Raw genomic sequence first — 13,363 nt, forward strand, 5'->3', positions numbered from 1 at the left:
AATATAAATCTAATCATAATTCATGAAAAAAAGAACAGTTTTTTTGGGGCTTGCTGTTTTTTTACTCGGATTGGCAACCGGGTGCAGTAAGGATATAGATGATTATCCTAAGTCAAATTTAAGGGCTATTTCTTATTTTTCGTTCAAGCCGTATCATAATGCCGATAAGAATGTTTTTGTGGAGCATGTGGGTGAGATTGATGAGGTGAATAAGGTGATAAGGGTGGTTTTGCCTCCGGATGTGGTGTTGACGGGGTTGCGTCCTTATATCGAGTTGTCTCCGTGGACGACGGTAACGCCGGGCAGCTTGACTCCTATGGATTTTACTTCGGAGTCGGTGGATTTCGAGGTCCGTGCCGAGAGCGGGAAGGTGGCTGTGTATTCGGTGGTGAGGGAATTGACTTATGTGTATACGAAGGCTGAATTGTATTCGGTGAGTTTTCCTGATTTTCGGGATGAGACGGGTGAGGTGCTGAGGCGTGTGTTTCCTAATTTCAGCAATAATTCGGCGGTTACCGTAACGGTGCCGGAGGGTACTGCACTGGAGCGTATTCTGGTGGAGCTGGAGCTTTCTGCTGCTTCGCAGAAGGCGTCTGTCGAGGTTTGTGATGATGGGTCTGAGACGGAGTTTGTGCCTTTTTCGGGGTCGGGATATGTTGATTTTACGCATACTGTTATTTTTCGGGTTACTCCTGAGTCGGGCAGTGCTGTGAATTACAGGGTAACGCTGGCTTACCCGGAGGAGGGAGAGGGGCTTTGATTTTATAGGGGGCTTCTGTTTTTTTCTCGACGGGGGCCGGTGTGTGTTTTTTTGAATCTAAGTATAATGATAAACATATAGGATGATGGTTTTACGTGAAATGATAGGACCGAGGATAACTTTGTTGTTATTGTTTTTTTCTTTTTCGTTGTTCCTGTATTCTCAGGGGCGTGTGGTCAAGGGGGTTGTGACGGACAGCAACGGCCCGTTGCCGGGTGTGAATATCACGGTAAGGGACAGCAAGGCGAGGGCTGTGACGGATATCGACGGGAGGTACAGTATCGATGTCGCGGCGGATGGCGTGTTGACTTTTTCGTTTACGGGGTATGTGAGTTATAAGGCGGATGTCAAGGGGCGCAGTGTCATCGATGTGGTGATGAAGGAGTCGTTGCAGGAGCTTGACGAGGTTGTTGTGGTCGGTTATGGAACGATGAGGAAACGGGATATTACGGGGGCTATTACTTCTGTGGGTGCTGCGGACTTGATAAATAATGCGCCTACGAGTGTGGCTACGGCTTTGCAGGGCAAGGTGGCTGGTCTTGAGATACTTTCGTCATCGGAGCCGGGTGCTACGTCTACTTACCGTATACGGGGTGCCTCGACGATTAGCAGCGAGGGTTCTAACCCGCTTTTTATCGTGGACGGGATGGAGGTGGATAATATCGATAATATCAATCCTCGTGATATTGCTTCGGTGGAGGTGTTGAAGGATGCTGCTTCGGCTGCTATTTATGGTTCGAAGTCGGCTAACGGCGTGGTCATTATCACGACTCGGCAGGGGACTTCTTCTACTCCTCAGGTGTCGGTGTCTTATTCCGTGAAGCAGTCCCGTATTTCGCATAAGTTGCCTCAGATGAACCGTCAGCAGGGTATCGATTATGAGATTTTGCGGGCTTATCTGCAGAATAGCGAGCCTTCTGCTTTTTCGCGGGATACGCTGAACCCGTCGTTTACGTGGGATAATAATTACCAGGATATTCTTTTCCGGAATGCTTATACTCATCAGGTGGATGCGAGTATTTCGGGAGCCGAGAAGAAATTGAAGTATTTTTTGAGTGCGGGGTATTTGAGTGACGAGGGTATCCAGCTCAATTCGTACAACAGGCGTATTACTTCCCGGGTGAATGCCGACTATGCGGCTACGGAGCGTTTTACGGTGGGTACGCGTCTTTCTTTTACGACGGGGAACAACCGGATGACGCCTTGGGGGGGACGGAGCAATATATTGTCGCGTCCGGCGAGCATGGCTCTGATATTGCCTGACGGTACGTATGCTCCGGTGGTAGCCAATCGTACTAATCCTCTGGCTTATACGATGTTGTGTAAGAATGACAATAAGTATTATGATGTGAATTTCAATGGTTTCATGGAGTATAAGATTATTAAGGATTTGAAGTTCAGGACGTCTATTGCCGCGTCGTTTTACCAGAAGAATTTCCGTTATTTCCAGCCTGCTATTTTGGTTGCGTCCCAGATACCGTCGTCGAAGAATACGCACACGACTAATTTTAAATGGACGCATGAGGATATCTTGACGTATAGCAGGACGTTCGATGATGTGCATTCGCTTTCTGTGCTGGGTGGTTTCAGCATCCAGCAGTATTCTTCGGAGTATGTGAACTTGTCTGTTTCGGATAATATAACGGAGGCTGTGGAGACTTCTTCGGGTTTCGGGACGGTGGATATGGAGGATACGAAGCATGCTTGGACGGCGAATCGCATGGCTTCGTGGTTCGGACGGGTGTCGTACAGTTATAAGCAGCGTTATTTGTTCAACTCGAACATCCGTTATGATGGTTCGTCGCGTTTCGGGCGTGCAAACCGTTGGGGGCTTTTCCCTTCTGTGTCGCTCGGGTGGCGTTTTTCGGACGAGGGGTTTATGGACTGGTCTGATGGTTTCTTGAGTGATGCGAAGTTGCGGTATAGTTTCGGGAAGACGGGGAACCAGACGGCGGGTGATTTTGCGGCGTTGTCCCAATACTCGACGGTGGCGTATGTGGATTATATCGGTATCATGCCTACTCAGCTTGAGAATGACTTGCTGGGCTGGGAGGATACGAAGCAGCATAACGTGGGGGTCGACTTTTCGTTTCTGGATGGGCGTATCAATTTTAATTTTGATTATTATAGGAAGCGTACGAGTCATGTTTTGTTTAACATGAAGTTGCCGGGTACTACGGGTTTTGATAATTCTTATTCTAATATCGGTGCGGTGAGGAATAGGGGGTATGAGTTCATGATTTCTACGAGGAATATCAAGACGCGTGATTTCGAGTGGACTACGACTTTGAACATTGCGGTGAACAAGAATGTGATAACGTCGATTCCGAGCGAGGCGGTGCAGATTGTGAATGATGTGTATATTTTGGATAATGGTTATACGCTGGGTACGATGTATGGGTATAGGGCTCGTATGATTTTTCCTTATGACCAGTCGAATGCTTTTACTCCTGAGTGGGTGCAGCTGACTCCTGTATTTGATGAGAAGGACCGCTTTGTGAAATACCAGCTTAATGGGCAGGATTATACGGGGGAGGTGAAGCAGTTGCGTTACGGGTCTCCTACGGGCGAGGTCTTCAAAGGGGGTGATGTCATGTGGGACGACTTGAATGGCGACGGGGTCATCGATGAGGCTGACCGTCAGGTGATAGGGTGTGGGCAGCCGGATTTTATCGGTGGTTTCAGTACGGATTTCAGGTATCGGAATTTTACCTTGTCGGCGTTTTTTTCTTTTGCTATCGGGGGTGACGTGTATAATAATTATGAGAGTTCGCGCTCGGATCATAAGTGGAGTTCTCTGACTATGGCTAATCCGGTGAATGTGGCTAATTCGTGGAAGGCCCCGGGTGATATCGCGAAGTATCCTCAGCCTTCGAGTGCCCGTAGTACGGTGGATAATACGCGCAAGGCGAGTAGTCTCTGGATAGAGGACGGGTCGTATATCCGCTTGAAGAACATCAAGTTGGAGTACCGGTTGCCAGACAGGTGGGCGAGTGCGGCAAGGATGCGTTCGGCGTCGGTAAGCCTTATGTTGCAGGACTTTTTTACGTGGACCAATTATAGTGGTTTTGACCCGGAAATCCCGTCTTCGGGGTATACTGTCGGGTATGATAATAATTCTTATCCCAAGGCGAAATCGGTGCTTCTGGGTATTAGTCTGAACTTTTAAACAACACGGAGGTATGAAAAAGATAGTTGGAATATTTTCACTGGTTTTGCTGATGTCTTCTTGCTTGAATGATTTTCTGGAGATAGAGCCTTTGAATACTGTATCGACGGAGATATATTGGAAGACGGAGAATGATGTGCGGGCGGCATTGAATGCGGGTTATGTGCCATTGAAGGATGCTTATAAGAAGGGTTTCTTGAACTGGTACGAGGCGAGGTCGGATAATTTTATCGGTTCGTCGGGGGGTACGAATCCGTATCAGAATGTTTGTTTCAACAAGCTTACGGCGGCGTTGCCTTCGTGTGACTGGAATGCTTGGTACAAGTTGGTGTCGGTGGCTAATTATGCGATTTATTATATTCCGCGTATGGGTGAGGTGATGGCTGAGAACCGGCGTGACCATTTGTTGTCGGAGGCTTATTTTTTGCGTGCGTATGCTTATTTCAATTTGTATAAGATATGGGGGGATGTCCCTCTGGTTTCCCAGCCGGTTTTGAAGAAGAGCGATGTGTATAAGCCTGTGCGGTCGTCGAAGGAGAGTATCATGGAGCTGATAAAGGGCGACTTGTCGGAGGCTGCGAGGTTGGTGGATGATTCTGAGACGGAGCTTTATATTTACAGTCCGGGTGCTTTGTATGCGCTTTGTACGGAGGTGGCGATGTGGAACGGGGATTATGATGGTGCTATCGGGTATTCCCAAAGGTTGTATGACTTGAATGTGTATACGCTGGAGGGGACTGATTTCAAGAAGGTGTGTGCTGACCCTAAGACGACGGATAATATATGGACGTTGAAATGGTCGTATGTGCTGGACGGTGCGAACAGCATAGTGACGACTTATGTGAATAGCGGTAATCTGCTGGTACCGACGAAGGAGATTCTGGAGAAGTGGAAGGAGTGGGGCGGTGCTGATGATGTGAGGCGGCCTGCTACTCTGGATACGACGAAGATTACGGCTTATCGTGATAATCATATCGTGCGTATGCCTGTGGGCTGCCAGATATGGAAGTGGTCGCCCGGTGAACGGCTGGGGGAGACGGCTTACCGGGATTGTTATATTCCTATTTACCGTCTGGCGGATATCGTGTTGTTGAGGGCGGAGGCTCTGAACCGGAAGGGGGACTACCAGGGTGCTATCGATGAGATGAACAAGGTGAGGAGACGGGCCGGGCTTGCGGAGAGGTTGTTGTCTGACTATACGGTGAGCGGCGGCGGTGTGGACTGGTTGCGGATAGAGGATGATATTCTTCAGGAACGGCAGTTCGAGTTGTATGGGGAGGGCAAGCGATGGTCAGACCTCATGCGTACGGGTCGTCTGGAGTCGGTGATGAATGCTTTTTATGATGGTTATATCACGACTTACGGGGGCAGGGGCTTTATCCGGTATACGGAGGAGTGGCAGCGGTACTGGCCTGTTTCTCAGGATATATTGAATGAGAATGACAAGCTTGTGCAGACGGGAAATTATTGATGTTGTTTTATGTATATAAATGGTAGGTTTATGAGAGGGTTTATGAAATGTGTGGTATATCTGCTTGCTGTGTGGATGGTTGCGGGCTTGTCTTCTTGCTGTCTTTTCGGTTTGGATTACCAGTTCGATTATGAGAATGAGTCGTCTCCGGTGACGAAGGAGATGGATATGACTTGTTATGAGTTTGTCCGCAGCCGCAGCAATCTGGATTTGGTGCTGATGTACGAGGCTATCAACCGGGCGGAGATGCAGGAGTTTTACGAGACGGACAATATGACTTATTTCCTGCTGGATGACGAGGAGTTTGCGAGTTGGTTGACTACGAAGAAATATGCTTCTGTGGCTTCTGTCCCGAAGTCGGTATTGCAGACGATGTTGAAGGGGTATACGTTGCCGGGTTTGTATCATTCGGCTGACTTGACGACGACTCCGATAGATGTGCTTACTTGCAACGGGGTGTTGTCGGTGCGGTTGCGGCTGTATCCTAATCCGCCGACATCGAGCCAGGACTTGAACGCGATGCAGGCGGGGTATGTGAACAGTGACGGTACGGTGAATTACAGTAAGTGCCATACGACGAATTTAAGGCCGAGGAATGGTATTGCCCATCTTTTGCATACTCGTTTTCTGGCTTTGTAGTGTGTTGTGGAAATTTTTTTGGAAATTTATTGTTTATGGGACGATTTGGAATATTGTTTTTGGTTGTTTGGTGTTGTGTGTGGTGCTCGCCGGCGGGGGCGAGGGTGTATTCGGACCAGCTGGATAAGGCTGATGTGAGGCGGGTAGTGACGGATGTGGCTGCGTGGCAGATAGAGGCTTATCCGCGTATGGACGAGAAGCGTTATTGGAAATCGAATGGTGATTTGAGTTGGGAGAACGGAGTTTTTCTGTCGGCTCTGGCTTCATGGGCGGAGTTTGACGGGAACGGGGAGTTTATCGAGTGGTACGAGTCGGTGTGTGAGCGTAACAGGTACCAGTTGTCGGGTGGTGCCAACCGTATATATTTTGCTGATGACCTGGCCGTCGCGTTGATGTATGCCCGGCTTTATATGAAGCGGCAGGAGGATTGTATTATTCATCCGACGGTTTCGAGGCTGGAGTTTATCATGAATCATCCGTCTCCTTCGGGTTTTTATATAGATACGCCTCATGCGAAAGACCGTTGGTCGTGGTGTGATGCTTTGTATATGGCTCCTCCTGTGTTTGCGGCGTTTGCGAATATAACGTGCAATCCTCGCTTGCGGGAGTTTATGGACCGGGAGTACTGGATGTCTTACCGTTTTCTTTTCGACAAGAGGGAGAAGTTGTTTTACCGGGATTCGAGTTATTTCGGGAAGCGGGAGAGGAATGGAGAGAAGGTTTTTTGGGGCCGTGGCAATGCGTGGGTGGTTGCGGGCTTGTCTTTGCTTATCCCGCAGTTGCCGGATGATTTTGTCTCTCGGGGGCGGTATATAGAGTTGTTTAAGGAGATGATGTCCCGTATCGTTACTTTCCAGGATGGGAAGGGGTATTGGCATGCGAGTCTTTTGGACCCGGCTTCGTATCCTTCTCCTGAGACGAGTTCTACGGGCTTTTTCACGTTTGCTTTGTGGTGGGGGATAAATGCGGGCTTGCTGGACGAGGATATTTATCTGCCTTATGCCCGCAGGGGCTGGGAGGCTCTGGTGGCTTCGGTACAGCCGGACGGGATGTTGGGCTGGGTGCAGCCGGTGGGTGCTGACCCCCAGAGGGTGACAAAGGAGATGACCGAGGTGTATGGTGCGGGGGCTTTTATGCTGGCGGGCAAGGAGATTATGGTGTATCTTGATAGTGTGAAGGAGTGACGGGTGTATTCCCGGCCGGAAAATATAAGGGATTATGGAGATGAAGCGTGTTTTTATTGTATTGGTATTTTTGACTTTTTGGGGTGGTGTGACGGCTCATGTTCCTGTAATGGAGCCTTTCGGGAGCCGGATGGAGGGGCGTATCCGCGAGGTGTGCGGGATGTTGCCTCGGGAGCCTCGGGGTTTTGGCCCTACGTACCGGAACCGGGCTGCCTGGGCGGGTTTTGCGAGCAGGTATGATGTGTCTCCGATTCTGGATAAGGCGAGGGAGATAAGGGACTCTGCGATGCCTGCCTGGGATGATGAGGCGTATCTTGAGTTTTCGCGCAATGGGGTGCGTCCGCCGGGTGAGCGGATGATAAACCGGCGGAAGGGCCGCTTGTCTTATCTTGTGTGGGCGGAGTGTATCGAGAATCGGGGGGAGTATGTCCCGGCGATAGAGTACACGTTGCGGGAGTTGATTTCGCATCGTTCCTGGGTGTTGCCGGCGCATGACCGCAGTCTGGACAATTTTTACGGTCGCCGTTATCATGTGGATTTGGTGGCTTCTCTTTTTGCCCAGGATTTGGGTCAGGCGCTGTATATGTTGGGGGACAAGTTGTCGGCCGGCGTGAGGCGTGCTGTGGTGGACTCTGTTTATTCCCGGGTCTTTGTCCCTACGAGGGAGACGTTGGAGACGGGCCGGGGCAATAATTCGTGGGTTCACCGGACGGATAACTGGAACTCGGTTTGCTTGAACGGGGTGACGGGGGCGGCTTTGTCCTTGATAGAGGACGTGCATGAGCGTGCTTATTATGTGGCTGCTGCTGAGTATTATTCGCGCAACAGCATTCTGGGCTTTACGGATGATGGTTATTGTACCGAGGGGCTGGGTTATTTTAATTATGGTTTTTCGAATTATATCGTACTGAGGGAGGAGTTGTATCAGAGTACGGGGGGAAGGATAGATTTGTTTGATGATGACAAGATAGGTAAAATCGCTTTGTACGGGGTAAATTTCGAGATTCAGAATGGGGTGTATCCGGCGTTTGCCGATTGTAAGATAGGAACGGGTGTGATGCCTTATATATTGTGGTATTGTAACCGGAATCTGGGGCTGGGCTTGGAGCGTTATGCGGCGGAGCCTGCTTGGGAGACGGATGTGGAACCGGTCTTGTCTGCGACGGCAATGAGGTGTTTCCCGAATACGGCGTCTTGTGCGGTGGCGGGGAGTGCCGGGAGGAAGGTGGACCGGTTGCGCCAGTATTTCGATTGTGCGGGGGTGCTGATATCCCGGCATCGGAATCCGGAAGGTACAGTCTCGGTGGCGTTGAAGGGCGGAAATAACGGGGAGAATCATAATCATAATGATTTGGGTTCTTTCGTGGTGGTAAAGGGCGGCGAGATGTTGATAGGCGATGCGGGCGGTCCTTATAATTATGCGGGTGACATGTGGACGGACAAGCGTTATACGTTCAAGACGTTGTCGTCTTACGGGCATCCTGTGCCGTGTGTGGACGGGGTGTGCCAGCTGCCGGGGGCGGAGGCTCGTGCCCGGGTGGCAAGGGCGGACTTTACGGAGGAGCGGGATGTGTTTATGCTGGACTTGACTTCGGCCTATCCGGTGGATGGCTTGCGGGGCTTGACGCGGTCTTTTACGTATGACCGTTCGGGCGGGGGTGTTTTGATAGTGGAGGACAGTATCGATTGCGAGTGGCCCCGGGCGTATGAGTCGGCTTTGATAACGTTCGGCCGTTGGTCGATGAAGGGGCGCGACTGCATCGAGATAGAGGGTAAGAACGAGCGTGTGAGGGTGAGGGTGACGGTTCCGGGGGATTGCGGTTTCTCGGTGACGTCGGAGCAGCTTCAGGAGAACGGCCCGGAAATGACGCGGATAGCTATCCGTCCGGACAGGAAAATTGACCGGGGTGTGGTGCGCCTGGTTATCGAGTAGTTTTTTTTGAGTGAATGTAAATGCTTATTGTGAATATGGGTCGGAGTGTGTTGTCATATCGTGCGAGGGTGCTGGGACTTGTTTTGTGCGGGTTTTTGTGTCTTGCTTGCGTGTACGCCGGTGATGGTCGTGAGTATAAGTTCAGGACAATGTCGCCTTCGGGTGGTCTGGGGTATGACGGTGTGAAGTCGATAATCCAGGACCGGAATGGTTTTATCTGGATTGTGACGGCGGACGAGTTGTTCCATTTCGACGGGTTCAATTATAAGCGGTATTCGAAGCGTATGGCTGTGCGTAATGAGTTTTCGTCGTCGGTGTACTTCCAGTCTGTTTTTTCGGATTCGAAGCGGCGTTTGTATCTGGCGACGTCCCAAGGCGTGTTTCTGTATAATGAGGACTTGGATATGTTCGAGAGGGTGTATGGGGGTGCAGTGACCCGTATTTATGAGGACGGGTCGGGCTCGTTGTGGTTTACGGGGGACGAGCTGGGGCTGTATAACCCAGAGACGGGCGATTATACTCATTTTGATATGATGGACAGCGAGAGTACGTATATGAACAGTGTGTTGTGCTCGGCTCCCGGGGGCAGGGATATTTATATAGGGACGGACTGGGGCAAGATTTTCTGCATTAAGGGGCGTGACCGGGAAATCGATGTCGTGTATGCGTTTCCGGAGAGGACCCGGATTGCGGCGGCTCGCTTTGTCGGTGACCGCTTGTGGGTGTTGTCGGAAACGAAGGGGTTGTTTGTCTTGAATGTCCGGGAGAAGAGGATTGAGAAGAGGTATGATTTTTTGTTGCAGGAGGCGGAAAACAAGGTTCCGGCGAAGTGCCTTTATGTGGATAATCAGGGCCGTATGTGGATAGGTACTCAGCAGGGGTTGTACCTGTTCGACCCGGAGCGCGAGGTGTATAGGTTGTTTACGCGGGATGTGAAGGAGCCTTTCAGCCTTGTAAATAATTCGGTATGGACGATTGCGGGGGATGAGCAGGGTAATTTGTGGATAGGTACGTATTCGGGGGGTATCAGTTATCTGGCATTGAATGAGACGACGGGTTTCGATACGCAGACGCTGGACCAGTATGGATTCACGCCTCGTCCGATAAGTGCTTTTGTGCGCCAGGGCGACCGTCTGTGGCTGGGTACGGAGGGCGGAGGGTTGTATTATTATGACCGTGACCGGGGTATAGTGCATGCTTACAGCCACCGGTCGGGGAGTAACAGCTTGAGTTATGATTATGTGAAGACGTTGCTGGCGGACGGGTCGGGCAATTTGTGGATAGGGATGTACCGGGGCGGTATAGATTGCCTGGATACGCGGAGCGGGGTGTTCAGGAACTATAACAGTAATTCTTCGGACCGGAGAGTATTGTCGAATGAGATAAGCAAGGTGGTGGCGGAGGCTGACTCGGGCATGTGGGTGGTGTACCAGGTGAGTGGTACGATGCTGACTTATTTCCCGTTCGGGGGCGAGCGTTCGAATCATTATTTTCTGGGGAATGAGAATATCGGGTATGAGAATAAGCGTATTATCGATGTTTGCCGCAGTAAGGACGGGTATTTGTGGCTGGCGTCGTATGATGATATATTCCGGTTTGATATCCGGAGGCGGAAGAGCGAGACGGTACCGGTTTCGAGGGACGGGTCTTATAATATACGTTCGTTGTTTTTCGACGACCGGAGGGGGTCTTTGTGGATAGGTACTCAGAATAAAGGGCTGGTGGAGTATTGTGTGGCGACGGGGAAGTGTACGGTGTATGATGCGATATTGAAGTTCGGCTTGATAACGATAAACAGTATTTCGGCCGACAGCAAGGGTAATTTGTGGCTGGGTAGCAATTCGGGCTTGTTCCGGTTTGACAAGTCGGAGCATAGTTTTCTGCGGTATGATAATAATGATGCCATCCAGGGGCTGGTGTTCTATCCTCATGCGGTGTATTCGGATACGAAGGGCGAGATTTATTTTGGCGGTACGGAGGGTTTTACTTGTATCGAGCCGGGGAGGGTGCATATCAATGGTTTCAGGTCGAGGGTACTGATTGCTGATTTCCAGCTCAATAACGAGTCTGTCTTCAATGGGTCTTCTTTCTGTAAGGTGGTTTCGCAGTTGTCGAGGGGGGAGAGGGTGGAATTGTCTCATAATCAGAATAATGTGTCTATCGAATTGTCGTCGACGAATTATGTGTTGCCTTTGAAGAACCGGTATCGGTATCGTCTCAAAGGGTATAATGACGAGTGGGTGGAGGTGGATGTGTCGCGCAGGTATATTTCTTATCCTAAATTGCCGGCTGGCAAATATGTGTTTGAGGCCATGGCTTCTAATAATGACGGTGTGTGGGGCGAGCCCCGGTCGGTGACGTTCGTGGTGAAGGCTGCTCCTTGGGCGAGTTGGTGGGCGTATGCTTTTTATGCTTGCTTGTTTTTGCTGGCGTTGTATCTCTATAACAGGAACCGGTTGCGCAACCACAGGTTGGAGAATGAGATTTATCTGGCGGCTTGCCGGAAGCGGGACCAGGAGGAGAGCCACCAGGCGCGGTTGCGTTTTTTTACGAATATTACGCATGATTTCAAGACTCCTTTGACTATGATTCTGGGTACTATCGACAGTATGGAGGAGGATGAGTTGCGGATACCGGAGGGCTATATGCAGGCTTTGAAGAGTAATTCTACCCGTCTGCTGAAGCTGGTAAACGAGGTGATTGATTTCAGGATGGTGGAGAAGGGTATGATGAGCGTGAAGCTGGGGCGGGGTGACTTGAATGCTCTGGTGCACAGTTGTGCTTCGGAGTTGAGGGAGTATGCGATAAAGAAGGAGATTGTGTTCCGCATCATGGCGAGTGCGTCGGTCCCGGAGGGTCTTTTGTTTGATTACCAGATGGTGGAGAAAATTGTGCTGAACTTGCTGGATAATGCGGTGAAATATACGTCGGCGGGGGGACGGGTGTGCCTGGAGACGTATAGTGATGTGTGCCGGTTTGAGACGGAGTATGCGGTGAGCCATACGGAGGGCGATCTGGTGGTGGGCCGGCACTATTTCGGCTTTGTGGTGAAGGATACGGGGATAGGCATTTCGGCAGATTCTATTTCTAAGGTGTTCGACCGCTTTTACCGGGTGGATGATGAGGATGGCGAGGAGCATTTGGGCTCGGGTATCGGTCTGGCTCTTGTGCGGTCGCTGGTCTTGTTGCATGGGGGTTTTGTAACGATATCGAGCGAGCGGGGCAAGGGTACGGACATTGTGGTGGGGCTGCCTTTGAAGGAGGGGGATGAGAATTGTACTCCGGTACAGGCGGAGGCGGTGACGGAGGAGATTATTCTGCCGGTTCCTGCTTCTGCCGGGGTTGTATCGGATTTTGCATTGGATTATGCGGTTTCGGATAAGCGGACGTTGCTTCTGGTAGAGGATAATGAGGACTTGCGGGCGATGATAGAGCATCGCTTGTCGCCTTATTTTACCGTGGTGCCGGCGGGTAACGGCCGGGAGGCTCTCGGTGTGCTGGAGTCGAGGGAGGCAGACCTTATATTGAGCGACTGGATGATGCCTTTGATGGATGGGGTGGAGCTCTGCCGGGAGGTGAAAGGGAGCGAGAGGTGGTCTCATATTCCTTTTGTGCTGATGACGGTACGGAGTGGTGCGGAGAATCGTCTGGAGGGGTGTACTTCGGGAGCGGAGGCGTATGTGGAGAAGCCATTGGACTTCAAGCTTCTGGTAGGGACTTTGAACAACTTGCTGGCGTTGCGGGAGGGCTTTCGCCGGCATTATGCGGAGAATTATTTTATCGATACGGGGGAGCGTGTGAAGAATAAGGCGGGGAATGATTTCATGGAGAGGCTGACGGGGATATTGAGGCGTGAGATTGCTTCGCGGGATGTGAATATAGAGGATATTGCGCGGGAGATGATGATGAGCCGCCGCAAATTGTTCTCGCTGGTGAAGGCGAATACGGGCAAGTCGGTGGTGGAGTTTATACGGAGTTACAAGATGCGGTATGCTGCCCGGCTGATGGTGGAGGAGAACTTGGCTATCAAGGAGATTCCTCAACTGGTGGGCATCGAGTCGGCGTCTTATTTTACGAAGGCTTTTAAGGCGGAGTTCGGTGATACGCCTTCTGCTTTTCTGGCTAAGATGAGGGGGCGGGGGTGATTGGCCGGTTTTTGCCGAAATGGGCTACATAATTGCCTAAGAGGTCAAATAAAAGATGTTTT

Annotated in this window: 7 protein-coding genes; all 7 read left to right on the top strand. The window is 50.8% G+C overall.

Features of this window, described 5'->3' with window-relative positions:
- Nucleotides 1-22: 22 nt before the first annotated feature.
- The 7 genes from Cop2CBH44_RS00290 to Cop2CBH44_RS00320 all read left to right on the top strand — a co-directional run bounded on the left by Cop2CBH44_RS00290 (nucleotide 23) and on the right by Cop2CBH44_RS00320 (nucleotide 13,301).
- Complete coding sequence (locus Cop2CBH44_RS00290; protein ID WP_021929332.1) at nucleotides 23-760, top strand: SGBP N-terminal domain-containing protein; 738 nt, start codon at nucleotides 23-25, stop codon at nucleotides 758-760.
- An 82-nt stretch (nucleotides 761-842) separates the two neighbouring features.
- Nucleotides 843-3,929: a SusC/RagA family TonB-linked outer membrane protein gene (locus Cop2CBH44_RS00295; RefSeq protein ID WP_246469149.1), complete on the top strand. Its 3,087-nt coding sequence runs from the start codon at nucleotides 843-845 to the stop codon at nucleotides 3,927-3,929.
- A gap of 13 nt (nucleotides 3,930-3,942) precedes the next feature.
- Nucleotides 3,943-5,400 (top strand): RagB/SusD family nutrient uptake outer membrane protein, encoded by a 1,458-nt coding sequence (locus tag Cop2CBH44_RS00300; RefSeq protein WP_044229019.1) that lies wholly within the window; start codon nucleotides 3,943-3,945, stop codon nucleotides 5,398-5,400.
- 30 nt (nucleotides 5,401-5,430) lie between these two features.
- Nucleotides 5,431-6,039 (top strand): hypothetical protein, encoded by a 609-nt coding sequence (locus tag Cop2CBH44_RS00305; protein ID WP_021929329.1) that lies wholly within the window; start codon nucleotides 5,431-5,433, stop codon nucleotides 6,037-6,039.
- Between the two features lie 35 nt (nucleotides 6,040-6,074).
- Nucleotides 6,075-7,223: a glycoside hydrolase family 88/105 protein gene (locus Cop2CBH44_RS00310; protein ID WP_154668493.1), complete on the top strand. Its 1,149-nt coding sequence runs from the start codon at nucleotides 6,075-6,077 to the stop codon at nucleotides 7,221-7,223.
- Between the two features lie 583 nt (nucleotides 7,224-7,806).
- Nucleotides 7,807-9,156, top strand: a complete 1,350-nt coding sequence (locus tag Cop2CBH44_RS00315; RefSeq protein WP_200755278.1) for a heparinase II/III domain-containing protein — start codon at nucleotides 7,807-7,809, stop codon at nucleotides 9,154-9,156.
- Nucleotides 9,157-9,191: 35 nt separating this feature from the next.
- Entirely contained in the window at nucleotides 9,192-13,301 is a 4,110-nt protein-coding gene (locus Cop2CBH44_RS00320) for a two-component regulator propeller domain-containing protein (protein WP_200755279.1), read from the top strand.
- Nucleotides 13,302-13,363 lie beyond the last annotated feature (62 nt).

The organism is Coprobacter secundus subsp. similis (assembly GCF_015097275.1).
GTDB classification, from domain to species: Bacteria; Bacteroidota; Bacteroidia; order Bacteroidales; family Coprobacteraceae; genus Coprobacter; species Coprobacter secundus.